Below are 18352 nucleotides of genomic sequence, written 5' to 3'. Positions count from 1 at the left end.
CCGGATTCCCGCCGCCCGGCCAACCCTCCGGCCGACCCGGCCCAGGTGGGCAATGCCGGCTGGCGTCCCACCGAATGCCACGCCTGTTTCAACTGTGACGATATCTGCCCCCATAGCCTGATCAGGTTCAAGCTGGGGCTGCCCCAATTCAAGACGGCCCAACCGGGCCAGACCCCCGCCCCGCCGGCCCTGGATCTGGGCCGGCGCCGGCTGGTAACGGCGGCGGTGGCCGGCATGGTGGCGGTGCCCCTGCTGCGGGTGGGCCATCCTCCGGAAGGCCGGGCCCATCCCCGTCTGATCCGCCCGCCGGGAGCCCGGCCGGAAAAGGAATTTCTTGCCCGCTGCGTCAAGTGCGGGGAATGCATGAAGGTCTGCCTGACCGGGGGGTTGCAGCCGACTTTGCTGGAAGGGGGCCTGGAGGGGCTCTGGACCCCGATCCTGGTGCCCCGCATGGGTTACTGCGAGTACCACTGCACCCTCTGCGGCCAGGTCTGCCCCACCGGGGCCATCGAACGTTTGGGGGTGGCGGAAAAGACCGAAGTGAGAATCGGACTGGCGATGTTCGACCGCAACCGTTGCCTGCCCTGGGCCTACGGCATTCCCTGCATTGTCTGCGAAGAAGTCTGCCCTACCCCCAAAAAGGCGATCTGGTTTGAAGAGGTGGAGATGCTCAACCGCGACGGCGAGCCGGTCCGGGTGCAGCGCCCCCACGTTGACCTGACCCTCTGCATCGGCTGCGGCATATGTGAAACCTTGTGCCCGGTGGTCGATCAGCCGGCGGTCTATGTAACCAGTATCGGCGAATCGCGTTCCCGGGAAAACCAGCTGCTGTTGTAGAGCCGCCGCTGGTTTTTGGGGTCGGAGCAGGCGGGGGCGAAATCGCAAATCAGAGCAGAATGCCCAGTCCCAGCAGGACCTGCAGCGGATAGAGCAGGAGAATGATGATGCCCAACCGACGGTGCCAGGCCCGCCAGGCGGAATCCCCGACCTTGATGCGGCGGGAAAGGAAGTAGGCGCCGCCCACGGTCAGGATAATGGCCGTGCCCAGAAAAAGATGGATGGGATATACGCCGATCCGGCCCCAGTTCAGCAGGACGATGAAGGGGCCGGCGGCAAAGCCCAGCAGACAGAGCAACGCCAGCCGCGGCCCGTTGCGGCGATGGCGATGGACCGCGGTCAGCGGAGGCGCGGCTCCGGCTAAGCGCTCCTGCCGGATGCGCCGGCCCAGCCAGCCCTGGTAGTAAAAAAGGAGCAGCAGGCCGCCGTGGAAAATTCCGTGACCCAGGGCCAGCCAGGGGATCAGTTGGCGGAGGGCTTGGGGAAGCTCCTGCCCGATGGGGATCATGGCCGCAAGACCTCCGTCCTATTCCACCACTTCAAGGATTCCGTGCATCCCCCGTTCCTTGTGGCTGGCAAAGAAGAGAAAGCGCTTGCTGCATTCAAAGGGATATTGGCCGGACCTGGTGGGGGTAAAGCGGATGGTTACCGGCTCGCGGCCCAGCTTTTCGGCAAAATCGATTCCCGCCTCGGGTGCCTGGAGGACGATATCGTGCGGGGTGATGCCGCCTTCGCTCCTGACCTGCAGCTCCACCGGCACGTTGACCTTGACCACGATGACAGCGGGATCGAAGTAATACCCCCCGCCGACCACCTCCACCCGCTGGACTCCGTCGGGATCGACCGGCGCCACATAACGCCGCACTTCATCCTGAGCCAGGACCGCCCCGGCGCTGAACAGAACCAGCAGACAAGCAATCAATAATCCGCGCATCTTCCCGCCCTCCTCTTTTAGTATGTCTGGATCGCCAACCAAAACCGCAGGGCTTCCCCGTCCAGAAAAGCCCCTGCGATTATGAAAGCATAACAGCGGCCGAGGGTCAAGCGGGCAGCCCCCGTTTCTCCCCGGCCCTGTATCCCGGCCCAGACGAACCTTAGATGGGGGGCGCGATGGTCACCAGGATCCGCATGTCGGTGGTGGCCCTCACCCCATGGGGTTCGCTGATCTCGCTGACCAGGATGTCCCCGGTTTCAGCGACCATGCTGCTGTCGTCGGCCCCGAGAAACTCGCCGCTGCCGGCAATGACCTGGATGGTCAACTGGCCTTCGGCGGGATGGGAATGGACCGGGAAGAGCTGGCCGGCCTTGAGATTGAAGTTGAGTACCCGGAAGTAGGCGGAATCGTGGAGGAGAAAACGTTTGAAGGTTTTCTCGTCAAACTGGTTGCTGGCACTGAGGGAAAGTTTTTTCATGGTATTATCCTCCTTGATTTTTGGTGATGATAACACCTTGGCGAACCTGCCGCCTTGATTTGAGTCAAGGCGGCAGGCCGAAAGCGGCCGTTGCCGGGAGGAAAAGCGGGCCGGCGAATGTCTAGGAAAAATAGGCGGCGATGGCCTCAACCAGCCCGGGGATGGTATGGGTTGCCGGCTGAATATCCACCGTCAGGCCGGCCTTGGCGGCTGTGGCAGCGGTGATCGGGCCGATGGCGGCGATTTTGACCCCGGCCAGCAGGGAAGCGAGTTCCTCGGTCCCCAGCCCCAGCAGGTCGATAAAATTAGTCACGGTGGAAGAGCTGGTAAAGGTGATCAGGTCGATTTTCTTCTCCTCCAGGGCTTGCCGGATGTCCGCGGCCATTGCCGGGCGCACGTTGCGATATACGGGAGCAATATCAACTTCGGCCCCGCCCTGCTGCAGGCTTTGCGGCAGGACATCCCGGGCCTTGAGCGCCCGGGGCAGGAGAATTTTCCGGCCCTGAACTCCCTGGCTCAGCAGGGCCTCGGCCAGACCCTCGGCGGTGAATTTTTCCGGCAGCAGATCGGCCCTGATGCCGTGGCTGAGGAGGCTGGCGGCAGTGGCGGTCCCCACCGCCGCGATTCTGGGGCCCTGCAGGCGGCGGCTATCCCCTCCCAGGGCCGCCAGGCGGCGGAAGAAAAAAGCCACCGCGTTGGGGCTGGTAAAGAGGAGCCAATGGTAATCAGCGATTCGGGCCAGGGCCTGGTCCAACGGGCCCCAATCCTCCGGATCCTCCAGGGCGATGGTGGCCCCCTCCAGGCAGGCGGCCCCCAGGTCTTCCAGGCTCTGGACCAGTTCGCTGGCCTGTTCCCGGCTGCGGGTAACCAGGATCCGTTTGCCGAAAAGGGGCCGCTGCTCGTACCAGTTGATGGTATCGCGCAGGCTGACCACCTCCCCCACCACCACCAGGGCGGGTGGGGTTATCTGGGCCTCGCGGACCACCTCGGTGATATTGGCCAGGGTGCCGACCACCGAGCGCTGTTCAGGGGTGGAAGCCCAGCGGACCACCGCCACCGGGGTTTGGGGGTCGCGGCCGTGGCGGATCAGGTTGGCGCTGATGCTGGGCAGGTTTTTGATCCCCATGTAGAAGACGATGGTTCCCACCCCGGTGGCCAGCTTGTCCCAGGCGATCCGGCTTTCGGCCTTGCCCGGCTCCTCGTGGCCGGTGACGAAGGCCACCGAGGAGGTAAAGCGGCGGTGGGTGATGGGAACCCCGGCATAGGTGGCGGCGGCGCTGGCCGAGGTTACCCCCGGCACCGCCTCAAAGGAGATGCCGTAGCGGACCAGTTCTTCGAGTTCCTCGCCGCCCCGGCCGAAAATAAAGGGATCGCCCCCCTTGAGCCGGACCACGATGCGGCCGGCCCGGGCATGATCCACCAGCATCTGGTTGATTTCGTCCTGGCTGTGGGTATGGGTGCTGCCGCCCTTTTTGCCGGCATAAATAAAAATGGCATCCTTGGGGGCATGGGCCAGCAGCTTCTTGTTGGCCAGGTAATCGTAGACCACCACCTCGGCCTGGCTCAGCAGGCGCTTGCCCTTGACCGTGATCAGTTCGGGATCGCCCGGCCCGGCGCCGATCAGATAAACCTTGCCTTTTTTCTCCATCTTCGCTTCCGCCGTTTATACGTATCTATTTTTAAAAAATTATTTTTTTCAATCCTGATCAACATCACCCCCGGAGCGCCGCGACTGCTGGCCGGCGGCCTTGCCGGCTCCGCGCTCCGGCTTGCGGAGGCCCGTCGGTCGCCGGGCCGCTTTTGCTCACGGCCCGGTTAACGGCTTTGACCCGGCCAACAAAAAAACCGGGGGACACCTTGCCGCCTGCCCCCCGGAAACCGCAACCAAACCCGGCCCAAACCGGGACTCTCCGGTTCCGGCTGCTCTATTTGCCGGTTGCTCTATTTGATGGAAGCCCCGTAAACTTCTTCCAGAATTTCCCGGCCGCCCATGGCCAGGAGTTCCTCGGCCAGCTGCAGGCCGATGGCGACGGCATCGGCCGCCGGTCCGCGGCGCACCGCCTTGAGTAGCCGGCTGCCATCCACCGGGGCGATCAGGCCGGTCATGGTCAGGGTGTCGCCCTCCAGGGTGGCGAAACCGGCCAGCGGAACCTGGCAGCCTCCTTCCAGCCGGGCCAGGTAGCTGCGTTCGGCCCGCACCGCCAGGGTGGTTTCCCGGTGGCTCATGAAGGAGAGCATTTGCAGCAGATCCTCATCACTGCGCCGCAACTCGATCCCCACCGCCCCCTGGGCCACCGCCGGCAACATTTCCTCGGCCTGGAAGCAGAAGGTGGCCCGATGAAAAAGGTTAAGCCGATTGAGCCCGGCGGCGGCCAGGATGATCGCGTCATACCTGCCCTCATCGAGCTTGCGCAGGCGGGTATCCAGATTGCCCCGCAGATCCTCGATCTTCAGGTCGGGCCGCAGGCTGGCCAGCTGGGCCTTGCGCCGCAGACTGCTGGTCCCCACCGTGGCCCCGGTCGGCATCTCGGCCAGGCTCCGGTACTTGGTGGCGATAAAGGCATCCATGGGGTTTTCCCGCTGGGTGATGATCCCGATATGGAGACCATCAGGCAGTTCGGCGGGCACATCCTTCATGCTGTGTACGGCGATATCGACCTCCCGGCTCAGCAGGGCCTCCTCTATTTCCTTGACGAAGAGCCCCTTGCCGCCCACCTTGGCCAGGGGCACATCGACGATCTTGTCCCCCTTGGTGATGATCTTGACCAGTTCCACCGTGCACTGGGGATATTCGGCCTCGATCCGACCCTTGATCCAGTTGGACTGGGCCAGGGCCAGCATACTGGCCCGGGTGCCGATACGGATGGTTTTCTGCATGATGATGTCCTTGTGTGTTATGCCCACCAAACCTTTGCAATTGACAGGCCGGGCCCTCCCCTGAACGGATCGGATCCCTTAACGATTTATTTGAAGCTTGGTGGTGGACCTGGCGGCCCTTTTTATTCAATTTTGGTGAAGGCCATCCTGTTGGCCTTGCAGACCGGGCACTTTTCCGGCGGGGCGGGTCCGGCTTCGGTATGACCGCAAACCCCGCAGACGTAGTAGTCGGTGGCCGGCAGATTATCGAGATTTACCAGGGCCTGACGATAAAGTTCGGCGTGGGTTTTTTCCACTTGGTTGGCGAAGGTGAAAGATTGTTCCGCCGCCTTGTTCCCTTCGGCCTTGGCGATTTCAATCATCGGCGGATACATGACTTCGAACTCATGGGTTTCGCCTTCCATGGCCGCTCGCAGGTTTTCCCGGGTACCACCGATCGCCTTGAGGGCCCGCAGATGGGCGTGGGCATGAACGGTTTCGGCGTGGGCGGCGGCCCGGAACAGTTTGGCCACCTGGGAATATCCTTCTCTTTCGGCCTTGTTGGCAAAGGCCAGGTATTTCCGGTTGGCCTGGGATTCCCCGGCAAAAGCGGCCCACAAATTTTCTTCCGTCTTGCTCATGACATAAACCTCCTGGTATGATTGCGCAAAGGCCCGGCATCCCCGGCGCCAACCGTGATTGGCCGGGTCTGGCGGCGGAGCTCCTGGTTCGGGAATACTCCGGGCGGAAAATATCGCAAGATAGTTGCTACGGCGCCGGATTGCAAGCACAAGCAAGGAAAATTTAACCGATGCGTCTGTTGTCGCTGATCGCCCCCACCCTGGTCCTCCTGCTTGGCCTCCTGCTGCCCCGGCCCGCCATCGCCGTCCTGCCGGCGGAAGTATTCGCCGGCGGCGGTTACCTGGTCAGCCAGAACGAGCGGGTTATTCTGGCCCAGAACCCGGCCGGTCTGCTGATTCCTGCCAGTACCTGGAAAATCGCCACCGCCCTGATGGCCCTGGAGCAGTTGGGGCCTGATTTTCGTTACCAGACCCATTTCCATCTCGCCGGCAACAGGCTTTATATCAAGGGATTTGGCGATCCCGGCCTGGTTTCGGAGGAAGTGGCGGCGATCGCCGGCCAGCTGGCCGACCGGGGGCTGCGGGAAGTCGGGGACCTGGTGCTGGACGATTCTTTTTTTCAGCTTGAACAGCCCGGTCCCGACGGGTCCGGGGGCTCGCTGCGTTCCTATGACGCCGCCAACGACGCCCTGGCGGTCAACTTCAACACCATCAAGATCGAAGTCCAGGCCGACGGCCGAGTGATTTCGGCGGAGCCCCAGACCCCCACCCTGCCGATCATGCAAACCATGGCCGCGGACCGGCCGGCCGGGATTCACCGGCTCAATGTCTCCCAGGACCGGGAGCGCAGCCGGCGCTACAGCGGCGAGCTTTTCAAGCACCTGCTCGCCGAGCAAGGCATCGTGGTGCACGGCGAGATCCGGGCCGGGCTCACCCCCGCCGATGCCCCCCTGCTATACCGCCACCAATCTTCCCGAACCCTGGCCGACACGGTGCGGGAAATGCTGCTTTATTCCAATAATTTTATCGCCAACCAGCTTTATTTGACCTGCGGAGCCCAAACGGCGGGGGCTCCGGCCACCTGGGAAAAAGGTCGCCTGGGCCTGGAGGATTTCCTGGACCGGATTGGTCTGGCCCCGGGCAGCTTCATCGTGGCCGAAGGCTCGGGTCTGAGCCGGGCCAACCGGATTTCCCCCGCCTCCCTGGGGTTGGTGCTGGAGCGTTTCCGGCCTTATGCCGAGTTGCTTCCCTTCTGGCAGGGGCGCCTGGTCAAATCGGGAACCCTGCAGGGAGTTTACGCCTATGCCGGCTTTTTTCGCCGGGACCGGGAGCTCGATCCTTTCGTAGTAATTCTCAATCAACCCGCCAATACCCGCGACCGGGCCCTGGATCTGCTGGAAGAACAGTGGCTGCTGATTCAGGCAACGGCGGGCTTCAAGCCGGATTCCGGACCCGGTCATTAAGCAGCAGGGTAATGGTTTCCAGGTGGTGGGTCTGGGGGAACATGTCCACCAGGCGCATGGCCGCGACCCGGTAACCCCGGGCCGCCAGATGGCCCAGATCGCGGACCATGGTGGCCGGATCACAGGAGATCATGGCTATGCGGGGCGGCAGCGGCTCGGCCAGGGAGCGGACCAGGTCCAGGCAGCCGGTCCGGGGCGGGTCGAGGAGCAGGATGTCCGGCCGGATGCCGGCGGCAACCAGGTCGGCCAGGCCTTGCCGGGCCTGGGCCCGGCTGAAACGGCAATTGGCAATGCCGTTGGCGGCCGCATTGCGCCGGGCTCCGCGGATGGCGGCGGCCTGCAGGTCCACCCCGTAAACCTCTCTGACCCGCAGGGCCAAGGGTAAAGAGAAATTGCCCATCCCGCAGTGGAGATCGGCCAGGATCTCATCGCCGCCAGGCTTGAGCAGCTCGAGCAACAGGCGCAGCAGCTGCCGGTTCTGCTCTTCGTTGACCTGGCTGAAGCCGGCAGGTTCAACCCCCAGGGTCAGAGAACTCCCGGCCAGTTCGGCGGGCAGGACATAGTGGAGCCGCAACTGATCCGGCTCACGGCGGCCTTCGGGGCCGGCCTGACGATCAAAAAAAGGGCCGGCCGCGTGATCGGCCGGCAGAAAGCCCAAGCCCTTGAGGACGGACAACTCCCGGCAAAGCCGCCAGGCCGCCTGCCGCTCCGCCGGACGCGGCCGGCGGCGATGGTGCAGAAGCAGAACCACCTGGCGGCTGGCGGGATCCAGGCTGATTTCCAGGGCCGTGCACTGGCCGGCCAGCAGGCGCCAGCCGGCATGATCGCGCAAGGCCGCCCAGGCCGCGTTGATTTCCGGCCGGGCCAGCAGGCAGGCCTCGACTTCCTGCAATTGGTGGGAACCGGTCCGAAAAAAACCGGTCCGGCCCTCCTCGACCTGCAGGCGGATCCGCTGCCGGTAGTGGAATTCGGCCGTAGCCGCCAGGGGAAACGCCAAAACCGGCAGCACCGCGGCGCCAAGACCGCTGCGCTGCAGCAGCTCGGCGAGAATTTCCTGTTTGCGCGCCACCTGGCTGGGATAGTCGGCATGCTGCAGATCGCAGCCGCCGCAACGGCCATACCAGGGACAGGGTGGCGACCGGCGTTCGGGAGCCGGGGTTAACAGCTCCTTGACTTCGGCTTCCAGGTGGCGGCGATGGCGGCGGCGCACGCCAACCCGCACCATTTCCCCCGGCAGGACCTGCGGCACCAGGACCGTGCAGCCGTCGGCGAGCCGCCCCAGCCCCAACCCGCCGGCCACGATTTTTTCAATGGTGACCGTTAATTCCCGGGCAGCCGACCCGCTCAATAATGCTGGTCCGCGTAATTGAGCCAACCGCCGGCGGCCACCAGTTTGCGGTCGAACTCATTGAGGGTGAAGGAAAATTCGGCCTCGCGCTCCCCCCGGGCCTTGATCTTGCCCCCGGCCAGGTCCACTTCGATCTCCACCTCTCCGCCGAGGCTGAAAAGGGTGTCGATATCGGCGGCCGGCAGTTCAATGGCCAGCATGCCGCAGTTATACATGTTCTGGCGGAATATGCGGGCGAAGCTCTGGGCGATCACCGTATTGATATCGTTGACCTCAAAAACCCAGACCGCGTGTTCCCGCGAGGAGCCGCAGCCGAAGTTGGCCCGGCTGACGATGACCTTTTTGCCGGCCAGATCGCGGGCCGGATCGAAGCCGCCCAGCTTGAGATCCTCCAGCACGTAGGGCTGCAAAGCAATCTTGGTGTTTTCGGTCAAATATTTGGCCGGAATGATTTCATCGGTATTGATATCGCTGCGATCAAGAAAAAGGGCCTGACCTCCGAATTTCTTCATTGCTTTAACTCCTTCTCAGATCAAAATATGAAGATCGGGCCGGAACGGCCGGACCCGATTCGGCGCCGGCCTCCCTGCCCGTTCATGCCCAATGGCTTGGAGGGTCGAATTTCCGCCGGGCCGCCAGAGCCTGGTGCCCCCCGTTGCGCCCGTTTTGAGCGCCCTAAGAGGCGACGCCGGCGGCCTGCTGGCCGATAAACAGGCGCGGGTCGGTGATATGCCCGGCCACGGCGGCGGCGGCGGCGGCCAGGGGACTCATCAGGTGGACGATCCCCCCTTTGCCCATCCGGCCGTTGAAGTTGCGATTGGTGGTGGAGGCACAGATCTCGCCCTCGGCCAGGACCCCGCTGCTCATCCCCAGGCAGGCCCCGCAGGTGGGATTGGTGACACAGAATCCTGCTTCCTGGAAAATCTTCAGCAGGCCCTCTTCCAGGGCCAGGGAATACACCTTGGGGGTGGCCGGCGCCAGAATCGCCCGGACCTGGTCCGAGATTTTCCGCCCCTTGAGGACCCGGGCCGCTTCCCGCAGATCCTCGATCCGCCCGTTGGTGCAGGAACCGATATAGACCTGATCCACCGGAACCCCTTCCATCTCGGTGATATCCTTGACTTCGTCGGGCTTGAAGCCGAAGGTGACCTGGGGAACCAGGCCGGAAACGTCAAAATGGAGTTCCTGCTCGTAAACGGCGTCGGCATCGGAGTGCCATTTTTTGAATGCGGCCACTGCCTCCTCGATGGAGTCATAATCGTCCTGGATAAAAGGCCAGAGATACTCGGCCGTGGTCCGGTCCGGCAAGCAGATGCCACAGGTGGCGCCGGCCTCGATGGCCATGTTGCAGATGGTCATCCGCGCTTCCATGCTCATTTCATCCACCACCGGACCAACGAACTCGATCACCCGGTCGGTGGCCCCATTGACCGTGATTTCCTTGATGATATGCAGAATCACGTCCTTGGCGTAAACCCCGGCCGACAACTGGCCGGTGATGGTGATCCGAATGGTTTTGGGCAGGCGAAAGGAACAGACCCCTTTCAAGATCCCCACTTCCAGGTCGGTGGTCCCCACTCCGGCGGCGAATGCGCCGAAAGCTCCGTGGGTACAGGTGTGGGAATCGCCCATGATCACCGTGTAACCGGGCCGGATAAAGCCCTTTTCCGGAAAAAGGGCATGGCAGACCCCGTTGCGGCCGATATCGAAAAAGTCCCGGATCTTGTGGCGCCGGGCCCAGTCCCGGATGATTTTACCCTGGGTGGCGGTCTTGGAGTCCTTGGCCGGGGTGACATGGTCGATCACCGCCTTGATCTTGTCGGGATCGAAAACCCGGTCCATCCCCCGGGCCTCCAAGTCGGTGATGGCGATCGGGGTCGTGATTTCATGGCACATCACCACGTCCAGATCGAGAATCATGTTCTCCGGCGTGGGAGTATCGCGGCGATGGGCGGCGAAGATTTTCTCAACAATGGTCTGTCCCATTTATTCCTCCATCTAAAGCGTGGGAATGGTTGGTCGCAATGTCAGTTCCCGGTCCCGGGCCGGACCTGCACCGGCCCGGCTTGAAACGGGGCGCACAATGGCCTCTTATTACCCATAAAGCCCGAGATTGGCAACCGCTAAGCAGCGGCCGAATGTTAAACGCACAACAAGATTGACCATTACCGCCGGAGCCATTACCATACTTAGCATTATCAAGGCACTTTGAACGGAATTCCGATCCGAGCCAGATTACCCCAGCCCAGAGCAGGTTTTCATGGTCGCCAAAAAACGGACAGCCGCCGCCGGCCCGAGTAGCAGCAAACCCCGCTCCGCCGATCTCGAACTGCTCTACGCCGTCACCAGGGAAGAGTATGGCCGAATTCATCCCCGCCTGAAAAAAATGCTGCAGGACGTGGCCGATCTCTATGCCGGCCGCTGGCCCAGCCATGAGGCCTGCGAGGTCGCCTATCACGATTTTTCCCATGCCGTGGACGCGGCGGTGGCCGTGGCCAGGATCGCGGCCGGCTGGAACCGGGCCCACCCCGCCAATAAATTTGACGAAGAGTTGTACTGCGCCGCCGTGGCGGCGGGGATTTTCCATGACTCCGGTTACATTAAGGACAAGGGCGACCGGGAGGGCCAGGGCGGCAAACTTACCGATACCCATGTGCAGAGGGGAATGGAGCTGGCGGAAAATTATCTCCGCCAGGCCGGCTGGCCCGAGCGGGCCGCCGTCTTCGTCCCGGCCGCCATGGCCTTTACCGACTATCAGAACGAACGGGACCTGGACCATCTTTTTCGCGATGAACAGGAGCTGGCCGCCGCCCGGATGATTCCCACCGCCGATCTGATCGCCCAGATCGCCGACAGCCGTTATATCGAAAAAATAGACGGCCTTTTCACTGAATTTTCAGAGATGTACGAACACCTGGCCCAGAATGGCACCCCGGGGGGCCGGACCCAGATTTATCAGTCGGCCCAGGAAATTCGGGACGGCATCATCGATTTTTATGAACAGTTCGTGGCCCCCCGCCTGGCCAAATTCGGTCACATGGATCACTACCTGACCGTTTATTTCGGGGCCGGCCGCAATCCCTACCATGAGAACATCGCCGCCAATCTTTCCAGCCACCTGCTCGGTTCCCGCTACCAGTGGCACCGCCTGGGGGACGTTCTCAAGGGCTTGGGTTTGATCAACGACCGCCAGCTGCTCGGGGCCCTGGAACGGCAAAGACAGGTCCGTAATTCGGGAGCATTAAAGCCGGACGCGGACCAGCTCAAGGCAACCATGCTGCTGCAGTGGCTGAATGCCCAGACCACCGGCGACAACCTGGGCGACATGCTCCTGGAGATGGATGCGGTGCAGCCCACCGCGTTGGCCCATGGCCTTTTGCAGCAAAACCTGCCGGACCAGTTGCTGGAGAATCTGGACACCATCGAGCTGCGGACCCTGCTGCAGATCAGCGTCATGGCCCAGCACCTGGGCCGGGGCCCCTGGATGCTGGTCAAGATTATGGAGTTGCTCAACCAGCTGCTCAGTTGCGAAAACGGTTCCATCATGCTGGCCACCCCGAACCGCAACGAGATGCTGATCGCCTCCCCCGGGGGGCCCCGGGCCGGACGTTTTGGGAGCCGCAGCGTCCCGGTGGACAAAGGTCTGGCCGGTTGGGTCTACAGCAACGACAAACCGGCCATCGCCGCCAACGTCCTCAGCGACCAGCGTTTCGACAGCACCGTCGACGCCGGCCTGAACTCCGCCACCCGCTCGCTGCTGGCCGTCCCCCTGCGGGTTAACGGAACCTGCCTCGGGGTCTTGGAAGCGGTCAATAAAACCAACGGCAGTTTCAATGAACATGACCTGCAGATCCTTACCGTGATCGCCAACCTGATCGCCACCGCCCTCAGCGAAGTGTCCATGCCCGAAAAAAAAGAGTAACCTCCCGCCGTCGCTACAGCCTGGCCTCAACAGACCTGAACAAAACTGCCGGGTTCACCCCAGTGACGCCACCCCTTCCCGGTGGGAAAATCCTGGGCAAACTCGACCTTTCTTAACGTTCATCAACGAAAAAGGCGGCCTCTCCCCAGCTAAGGAGAAGGCCGCCTTGAAGCAAAAGCTGCTCTTGACTGCTTTTGCTTAAAGCTTGGGCAGGTTTTTGGTGGCCTCGGCGATGGCGGCATCGGGCAGTTCGTAGTTCTCCAGCTGGCCGGCAAAGTATTTTTCATAGCTGGAGAGGTCCAGCAGGCCGTGACCGGAGAGGTTGAACAGAATGGTCTGGGGCCGGTTGGGCTCACGGGTGGCCTCGATGATCGCCGCCCGGATCGCGTGGCATGATTCCGGCGCCGGGATAATCCCCTCGGTGCGGGCGAAGAGGGTGCCGGCCTCGAAACACTCCAGCTGGTGGAGAGCCACCGCTTCCATCAGGTTTTCCCGCATCAGGGCGCTGATTACCGGAGCCATGCCGTGATAACGCAGGCCTCCGGCGTGAATTCCCGGCGGCATGAAGTTGTGGCCCAGAGTGTACATGTAAAGCAAAGGAGTACGCTGGGAAACATCGCCGAAATCGTAGGCGCAACTGCCCTTGGTCAAGGTCGGGCAGGAGGTGGGCTCCACCCCCAGCAGACGCAGCTTGCGCCCTTCCAGCTTGTCGGGAACGAAGGGAGCGGCCAGACCGGCGAAGTTGGAGCCGCCGCCGCAACAGCCAATGATCACGTCGGGATAATCTCCCACCATGGCCAACTGCTTCTTGGCCTCCAGGCCGATCACCGACTGGTGGAGGCAGACATGGTTCAAAACCGAGCCCAGGGCGTACTTGGTGTCATCCCGGGAAACTGCGTCTTCCAGGGCTTCGCTGATGGCGATTCCCAAAGAGCCGTCAGTATCGGGAGTCCGGGCCAGAATTTCCCGGCCGGTGGGGGTGTCGGGGCTGGGGCTGGCGACGATCTCGGCCCCGTATGCGTTCATCATCACCTTGCGGTAAGGCTTCTGGTCGTAGGAAACCCGAACCATGTAAACCTTGCAATCCAGGCCGAACTTTTGGGCGGCGAAGGAAAGAGCGCAACCCCATTGGCCGGCGCCGGTTTCAGTGGCCAGGCGCTTGACCCCTTCCCGTTTGTTGTAGTAGGCCTGGGCCACGGCGCTGTTGGTCTTGTGGCTGCCGGAGGGCGAGACCCCTTCGTATTTGTAATAAATTTTGGCCTTGGTCCCCAAGGCCTCTTCGAGGAAGGTTGCCCGGATCAGGGGTGAAGGCCGCCAGATTTGCCAGATATCGAGAATTTCCTCGGGAATATCGATCCATCTCTCCCCGCTCATCTCCTGCTCGAGCAAACCCATGGGGAAGATGGCCCCCATCTTGTCGGGGCCGATGGGTTGACCGGTGGCCGGATCCAGTGGCGGTGCCAGGCCGTTGGGAATGTCGGCGATTACGTTGTACCAACGGTTGATCTGCTGGTCGGCGGGCAAATCGATATGCTTCTGTCTCATGGGGTAATCCTTTGTCCGAAAAATTTAACTGTTCAGCCCAATTTCCCAACTGCTGGAGCAACTTTCCCAACTGACGGCCAACTCGTCCCTGGTCCCGGGCCCGGGTCAAGATGAGGCGAAACGGGGCTTTCAGAGTTGGCCTAAACGCGCTGGCAACCTAAAAAACCAACGAGGAAAAAGCAATCTTGGATAATTAGCATTTCGCCGGCGAAAATAAAAGAATAAAACATCTTCGCCAACCGGCTGGACCGAGAAAAATGGATTTTATTGGCCTGGGGCCTGCCCTGAAGGCTTGGCTGGCAAGCCCTGGCGGTCAATCTCGACCGGCTTGCGCGGGAGGAAGAGCACTTGCGTTGTCGCCGGGAAAAGATTAAATATTTGATAACCAACTGCAAAAAGGAGATAAAGGCGATGGGGGCGGGGAAAAAAGAGCATAAGAGCAAAGAGAGTGACAACAGTCTCTGCAAAATGATTAAAAACGGCCTGTTGCAGAATAGCCCCCAGGCCTATAAAGATCTGATCGCCAACGGCAGCTATTACTGCCGCAAATGCGGACGGGTGGCGGTCAGCGAAAAAAACCTCTGCAAGGCCGAGTCCCTGTGAGACCGGCAAGGGGAGCAAATTTAGCCCTGACTCATAACCAGGGCCGACCCAGCGTTCCCCAACCAGGAAGGCCATGACCTATCTTGAACTTCGGCAAGCACTGGAGATTTTCGGCCTCGGCGAACAGGCAACCCTGGCCGAAATCAAGCAACGCCACCGGGAACTGGTAAAACGTTATCACCCGGACAGTGGCGGTCCCCGGGAGCGCCATGATAATCCACCGGCCCCCGCCACCACCGGTGAAGCGCAGAGCGTCCCCGGCGGCGACCAGGCTCTGATCCGGCGGATCAACGCCGCTTATCGGATTCTCACCGACTACGTTAACAGTTACAGCTTCTCCTTCAGCCAGGAGGAATTTTTCCGTCAGAATCCGGAAGCGCGCCTCCACCACCAGTTCGACCAGGATCCCATCTGGGGCCCGGGGGACGGCAGGCCATAACGGGGGCGTCCCGGGGCTGGTCTTTATTGCTTGCCGGGATGGTCGTAAAAGAGCATCCTGCCGCTGGCCGGCGCTATTTCCTGCCAGCTGATGAGGTCGGGAAACTCCAGGGCCACCAGGCCGCAGGGCGGGATAGTATGCAGGCGCTCCCCGCTCAGCCATTCGGCGAGGATGGTGATGAAAGGGTTGTGGCCGACCAGCAGGGCGCGGGCGCTATCTTCCTGCAGGCCGCGCAGAATGGTGACCAGTCCCTCCAGGTCGGTGGTGTAAATCTCCTCATCAAAGGCGATGTTTGCCGCGGAACAACCCAAGGCTTGCGCAAAAATCGCCGCGGTCTCGCGGGTCCGGGTGGCCGGGCTGGCCACCAGCACTTCGGGCCAAAAGGCATAATCGCGCAGGCGCCGGGCCATCAGCGCGGCATCCTCCCTGCCCTGCGGGTCAAGCGGTCGCTCAAAATCGCTTGCCACCCCACTCTTCCAGCCCGCCCGGGCATGGCGCACCAAACACAAGCTTTTCATTCCGCAGTTCCATTTTTACGTTTATCCCCGGTGGCCGACCATGAGGCCGCCTTCTGATCTATTTTTGTGCCAGGCCCTTACCTGGCTTGCAGAACCCCCCACTCGGTCAGACGCTGGCGGGCGTAACCGGCCTGGCCGCCTTCACGCACCTGCTGGAGGTACTGCAGGTACTCCCGGGCCGCCGCCTGGTTCCGGCCCATGTTTTCCAGGGCCACCCCTTTGAGGAAAGTAGTATTGGGGTTACCCGGCAGCCTTTGCTCATATTCGTTGAAGTGCCGCAAGGCGGCTTCATGTTGACCCAGGCTGAGGCGCGTGATGCCGGCCAGCTGCAAAGCCTGGGGTTCGCCGGGATAGACTCGGCGGGCCGCATCGGCATAGCTGACGGCCTCTTGCTTCCTGCCCAGCCCGAACTGGCAGCGGGACATCAGGATCAGTCCGGTATAGTCTTCGGGGGCCAGGCCAAGGGCCTTTTTGAAATGGGGCTCCGCCCCGGCAAATTTTTCCCGGGCCATTTCTTTTTCTCCGGCCCGCTGTTCTTCAATGGCGGGCTTGAGCCGTCGCAGGGCCGCGGTTTGATCCTGGTAGCGTTGCCGATTCCGCGGCTGTTGCCGGTAATCCTGATACGAACCGGCCATCATATTTTCGGCGGTGGCCATCCTTTCGCTGGTCAGGGGGTGGGTGGCAAACATCAATTCCAGGGCGTTGGGATCCCGCCGGGACTGCTCCATCAGCATCCGGTGCAGATCCACCATCCCGGCGGGATTCTGTCCGGCCCGAGCGGCATACTCCATCCCCAGGTGGTCGGCTTCCCGCTCGTTTTCCCGGCTGTAATGGGCCAGCAGGGCCCCGGCGCTGATTCCGCCGAGGGTCTGGACCAGGGGGGCCAAACCCTGGCGATCTTCGCTGGAACCGGCCGCCACCGTTGCCCCGACCAACGCCAGCTGGGCGAGAAAGCCCCTGGTCATCTGTTGGGCGGTATGACGGGCATTGACATGGCCGATTTCATGCCCCAGCAAGGCCGCCAGCTGCGCCTCGTCCTCCATTTCCAGCATAATGCCGCGGGTGACCCCGACGGTTCCGCCGGGAAAGGCGTAAGCATTAATATAGTTGGCGTTAACCACCTGGAAGGAGTAAGGCATGCCGGGGCGGTGGGAATGGCCGGCCAGTTCGTGACCGCGGGCGCTGACGTAGGAGTTCAGGCCGCTGTCCTGGGAAACGCCAAAGTCGGCAGAAAATTGATGGGGGGAGTGTTCGCGATCGACGGCCACCTCCTGCCCTTCGGAAAAAAGCAGCAACTGCTGGCGGCCGGTGACCGGGTTGACGGCGCAGCCGCCCAGGGTTGCCGAGGCGGCGGAAACGGACATCAGGGCAAGAAAATCACGGCGACTAAGGCGATTTTGCCGACCGCGGCGACGAGGGGGGATTTTCATGGCAACCTCCTGGCCAGGCTCAAGGGGTAAGTTCGAGGAGATAATAAAAACCGCACCTTGCCTATTTCTGTGACTCTCGAACCCCGGGCCTTGTTCCCGCTAAGTGGCTTACCGGAACAATATCCGGCAGAAACGGCGCTTGCCGACTTTGAGCAATATTTCCCCGCTGGGCGGGATCATAGCTTCGATATCGGTAATTTTTTCCCCGTTGACGCTGACCGCCTGCTGGCCCATCAGGCGCCGGGCCTCTCCGGTGCCTTTGACCAAGCCGGCCTCGCAGAGCAGGCGGGGCAGCCAGAGGGGGTCGCCGCCGGCGGCCAGGGTAACTTCCGGAATATCGGTCGGAATTTCATGCTGTTTGAAGACCTTGTCGAAATTTTCCGCGGCCCGGGCGGCGGCGGCCTGATCATGGAAGCGGGCGGTCAACTCCCGGGCCAGTTGCTGCTTTACGGCCTTGGGATGAACCCGGCCGGCGGCCATCTCCTCCTTGAGCGCCCTGATTTCCGCCGCCGGCAAGTCGCTGAGCAACTCGTAATAACGAAACATCAAATCATCGGACATCGACATGGTTTTGCCGTAGATATCCTCGGCGTTTTCACATATCCCGATGTAGTTGCCCAACGATTTACTCATTTTGTTGACTCCGTCCAGCCCTTCCAGCAGCGGCATGGTAATCACCACCTGGGGCTCCTGGCCCCAGACCCGCTGAAGATCACGGCCCATCAGCAGGTTGAAAAGCTGGTCGGTTCCCCCCAGTTCGACATCCGCCGCCAGGGCCACCGAATCATATCCCTGGATCAGGGGGTATAGAAACTCATGGATGCCGATGGGCTTCTCGCCGGCGAACCGCTGCTTGAAGTCCTCTCGTTCCAGCATCCGGGCCACCGTGAGCTGGGCTGAAAGCTTGATAAAATCCCGCGAAGAAAGATCGTTGAGCCAGGCCGAATTGAAAACCACCCGGGTCTTGGCCGGGTCCAGAATCTTGAAAACCTGCTCCTTGTAGGTCTCGGCGTTGCGGGCCACATCATCGGCGGAAAGGGGTTTGCGGGTTTCAGACTTGCCGGTGGGATCGCCGATCATCCCGGTGAAGTCCCCGATCAGGAAGCAGATTTCGTGGCCCAGGTCCTGGAAATGCTTCAGCTTCTGGATAAGTACGGTATGGCCCAGGTGCAGGTCCGGCGCGGTGGGATCAAACCCGGCCTTGACCTTGAGGGGGATGCCGCTTTCCTGAGCCTTGATCAACTTTTTTTTCAGATCCTCGGGGGAAACAACCTGCACCGCTCCCCGGGTCAGATATGCCACCTGTTGGTCAATATTCATCGATTCGCCGCTGTTTACTTGTTCAGTTTGCTTTTCACAGACAATATTCCCGCCGCCCCGGCCCCCAAGGTTGCCCGG

General features: G+C 61.8%; 18 protein-coding genes. 5 read left to right on the top strand and 13 right to left on the bottom strand.

All coding sequences use genetic code 11. The annotated features are described in order from the left end of the window. On the top strand, positions 1–837 hold an 837-nt coding region (locus ACHHTY_RS06680; protein WP_395493326.1), incomplete at its 5' end, for a 4Fe-4S dicluster domain-containing protein. Between the two features lie 49 nt (positions 838–886). Here the strand turns inward: ACHHTY_RS06680 and ACHHTY_RS06675 are convergent. The 6 genes from ACHHTY_RS06675 to ACHHTY_RS06650 all read right to left on the bottom strand — a co-directional run bounded on the left by ACHHTY_RS06675 (position 887) and on the right by ACHHTY_RS06650 (position 5746). Then, the gene (locus ACHHTY_RS06675) at positions 887–1345 is read right to left on the bottom strand and encodes a DUF4079 family protein (protein ID WP_395493325.1); all 459 of its coding nucleotides are present in this window, start codon (positions 1343–1345) and stop codon (positions 887–889) included. A gap of 18 nt (positions 1346–1363) precedes the next feature. Further along, positions 1364–1771 (bottom strand): quinol oxidase, encoded by a 408-nt coding sequence (locus ACHHTY_RS06670; protein ID WP_395493324.1) that lies wholly within the window; start codon positions 1769–1771, stop codon positions 1364–1366. A gap of 160 nt (positions 1772–1931) precedes the next feature. Next, complete coding sequence (locus ACHHTY_RS06665; protein WP_395493323.1) at positions 1932–2249, bottom strand: cupin domain-containing protein; 318 nt, start codon at positions 2247–2249, stop codon at positions 1932–1934. Between the two features lie 121 nt (positions 2250–2370). Further along, complete coding sequence (cobA, locus tag ACHHTY_RS06660) at positions 2371–3897, bottom strand: uroporphyrinogen-III C-methyltransferase (RefSeq protein WP_395493322.1); 1527 nt, start codon at positions 3895–3897, stop codon at positions 2371–2373. Between the two features lie 293 nt (positions 3898–4190). Beyond that, positions 4191–5126, bottom strand: coding sequence for a hydroxymethylbilane synthase (gene hemC, locus ACHHTY_RS06655; RefSeq protein WP_395493321.1), 936 nt, complete (start codon positions 5124–5126; stop codon positions 4191–4193). 122 nt (positions 5127–5248) lie between these two features. Continuing rightward, on the bottom strand, positions 5249–5746 hold the full coding sequence (locus ACHHTY_RS06650) for a rubrerythrin family protein (protein ID WP_395493320.1): 498 nt from the start codon (positions 5744–5746) through the stop codon (positions 5249–5251). A 170-nt stretch (positions 5747–5916) separates the two neighbouring features. Here ACHHTY_RS06650 and ACHHTY_RS06645 point away from each other — a divergent pair, with 170 nt between their 5' ends. Next, positions 5917–7149, top strand: coding sequence for a D-alanyl-D-alanine carboxypeptidase/D-alanyl-D-alanine-endopeptidase (locus ACHHTY_RS06645; protein WP_395493319.1), 1233 nt, complete (start codon positions 5917–5919; stop codon positions 7147–7149). Here ACHHTY_RS06645 and ACHHTY_RS06640 read toward each other — a convergent pair. From ACHHTY_RS06640 to ACHHTY_RS06630, 3 genes are all read right to left on the bottom strand, one after another. Then, a complete protein-coding gene (locus ACHHTY_RS06640; protein ID WP_395493318.1) occupies positions 7121–8497 on the bottom strand; it encodes a class I SAM-dependent RNA methyltransferase in 1377 nt (458 codons plus the stop codon). The genes ACHHTY_RS06645 and ACHHTY_RS06640 overlap by 29 nt on opposite strands. Further along, entirely contained in the window at positions 8494–9009 is a 516-nt protein-coding gene (locus ACHHTY_RS06635; RefSeq protein WP_395493317.1) for a 3-isopropylmalate dehydratase small subunit, read from the bottom strand. The genes ACHHTY_RS06640 and ACHHTY_RS06635 overlap by 4 nt, the downstream gene beginning before the upstream one ends. Positions 9010–9172: 163 nt before the next feature. Beyond that, the gene (locus tag ACHHTY_RS06630; RefSeq protein WP_395493316.1) at positions 9173–10483 is read right to left on the bottom strand and encodes a 3-isopropylmalate dehydratase large subunit; all 1311 of its coding nucleotides are present in this window, start codon (positions 10481–10483) and stop codon (positions 9173–9175) included. Positions 10484–10757: 274 nt separating this feature from the next. On the opposite strand from ACHHTY_RS06630, the gene ACHHTY_RS06625 reads away from it, so the two are divergent. Then, positions 10758–12419: a GAF domain-containing protein gene (locus ACHHTY_RS06625; RefSeq protein ID WP_395493315.1), complete on the top strand. Its 1662-nt coding sequence runs from the start codon at positions 10758–10760 to the stop codon at positions 12417–12419. Positions 12420–12617: 198 nt separating this feature from the next. On the opposite strand, the gene ACHHTY_RS06620 is transcribed toward ACHHTY_RS06625, so the two are convergent. Then, positions 12618–13964, bottom strand: a complete 1347-nt coding sequence (locus tag ACHHTY_RS06620; RefSeq protein WP_395493314.1) for a TrpB-like pyridoxal phosphate-dependent enzyme — start codon at positions 13962–13964, stop codon at positions 12618–12620. A 411-nt stretch (positions 13965–14375) separates the two neighbouring features. On the opposite strand from ACHHTY_RS06620, the gene ACHHTY_RS06615 reads away from it, so the two are divergent. Both ACHHTY_RS06615 and ACHHTY_RS06610 read left to right on the top strand, forming a co-directional pair. Continuing rightward, complete coding sequence (locus ACHHTY_RS06615; RefSeq protein ID WP_395493313.1) at positions 14376–14567, top strand: hypothetical protein; 192 nt, start codon at positions 14376–14378, stop codon at positions 14565–14567. A gap of 73 nt (positions 14568–14640) precedes the next feature. After that, the gene (locus ACHHTY_RS06610; RefSeq protein ID WP_395493312.1) at positions 14641–15006 is read left to right on the top strand and encodes a J domain-containing protein; all 366 of its coding nucleotides are present in this window, start codon (positions 14641–14643) and stop codon (positions 15004–15006) included. Between the two features lie 23 nt (positions 15007–15029). Here ACHHTY_RS06610 and ACHHTY_RS06605 read toward each other — a convergent pair whose 3' ends face one another. From ACHHTY_RS06605 to tyrS, 3 genes are all read right to left on the bottom strand, one after another. Further along, on the bottom strand, positions 15030–15524 hold the full coding sequence (locus ACHHTY_RS06605; protein ID WP_395493311.1) for a SixA phosphatase family protein: 495 nt from the start codon (positions 15522–15524) through the stop codon (positions 15030–15032). A 77-nt stretch (positions 15525–15601) separates the two neighbouring features. Next, entirely contained in the window at positions 15602–16954 is a 1353-nt protein-coding gene (locus ACHHTY_RS06600) for a M48 family metalloprotease (protein WP_395493310.1), read from the bottom strand. 108 nt (positions 16955–17062) lie between these two features. Continuing rightward, positions 17063–18274 carry a tyrosine--tRNA ligase gene (gene tyrS, locus ACHHTY_RS06595; RefSeq protein WP_395493309.1) on the bottom strand — a complete coding sequence of 404 codons (1212 nt, stop codon included), beginning with the start codon at positions 18272–18274 and terminating at the stop codon, positions 17063–17065. Positions 18275–18352: the final 78 nt, after the last annotated feature.

This window comes from Desulfurivibrio nitratireducens (assembly GCF_044068515.1).
Taxonomy (GTDB): Bacteria; Desulfobacterota; Desulfobulbia; order Desulfobulbales; family Desulfurivibrionaceae; genus Desulfurivibrio.
The sequence above is the reverse complement of the archived record's forward strand: the minus strand, read 5'-3'. Positions and strand labels throughout refer to the sequence as shown.

Coding starts and splice junctions, on each gene's coding strand:
- ACHHTY_RS06675 (WP_395493325.1), bottom strand. CDS start 1,345: ATGATCCCCATCGGGCAGGAGCTTCCCCAAGCCCTCCGCCAACTGATC.
- ACHHTY_RS06670 (WP_395493324.1), bottom strand. CDS start 1,771: ATGCGCGGATTATTGATTGCTTGTCTGCTGGTTCTGTTCAGCGCCGGG.
- ACHHTY_RS06665 (WP_395493323.1), bottom strand. CDS start 2,249: ATGAAAAAACTTTCCCTCAGTGCCAGCAACCAGTTTGACGAGAAAACC.
- cobA (WP_395493322.1), bottom strand. CDS start 3,897: ATGGAGAAAAAAGGCAAGGTTTATCTGATCGGCGCCGGGCCGGGCGAT.
- hemC (WP_395493321.1), bottom strand. CDS start 5,126: ATGCAGAAAACCATCCGTATCGGCACCCGGGCCAGTATGCTGGCCCTG.
- ACHHTY_RS06650 (WP_395493320.1), bottom strand. CDS start 5,746: ATGAGCAAGACGGAAGAAAATTTGTGGGCCGCTTTTGCCGGGGAATCC.
- ACHHTY_RS06645 (WP_395493319.1), top strand. CDS start 5,917: ATGCGTCTGTTGTCGCTGATCGCCCCCACCCTGGTCCTCCTGCTTGGC.
- ACHHTY_RS06635 (WP_395493317.1), bottom strand. CDS start 9,009: ATGAAGAAATTCGGAGGTCAGGCCCTTTTTCTTGATCGCAGCGATATC.
- ACHHTY_RS06630 (WP_395493316.1), bottom strand. CDS start 10,483: ATGGGACAGACCATTGTTGAGAAAATCTTCGCCGCCCATCGCCGCGAT.
- ACHHTY_RS06625 (WP_395493315.1), top strand. CDS start 10,758: ATGGTCGCCAAAAAACGGACAGCCGCCGCCGGCCCGAGTAGCAGCAAA.
- ACHHTY_RS06620 (WP_395493314.1), bottom strand. CDS start 13,964: ATGAGACAGAAGCATATCGATTTGCCCGCCGACCAGCAGATCAACCGT.
- ACHHTY_RS06615 (WP_395493313.1), top strand. CDS start 14,376: ATGGGGGCGGGGAAAAAAGAGCATAAGAGCAAAGAGAGTGACAACAGT.
- ACHHTY_RS06610 (WP_395493312.1), top strand. CDS start 14,641: ATGACCTATCTTGAACTTCGGCAAGCACTGGAGATTTTCGGCCTCGGC.
- ACHHTY_RS06605 (WP_395493311.1), bottom strand. CDS start 15,524: ATGAAAAGCTTGTGTTTGGTGCGCCATGCCCGGGCGGGCTGGAAGAGT.
- ACHHTY_RS06600 (WP_395493310.1), bottom strand. CDS start 16,954: ATGAAAATCCCCCCTCGTCGCCGCGGTCGGCAAAATCGCCTTAGTCGC.
- tyrS (WP_395493309.1), bottom strand. CDS start 18,274: ATGAATATTGACCAACAGGTGGCATATCTGACCCGGGGAGCGGTGCAG.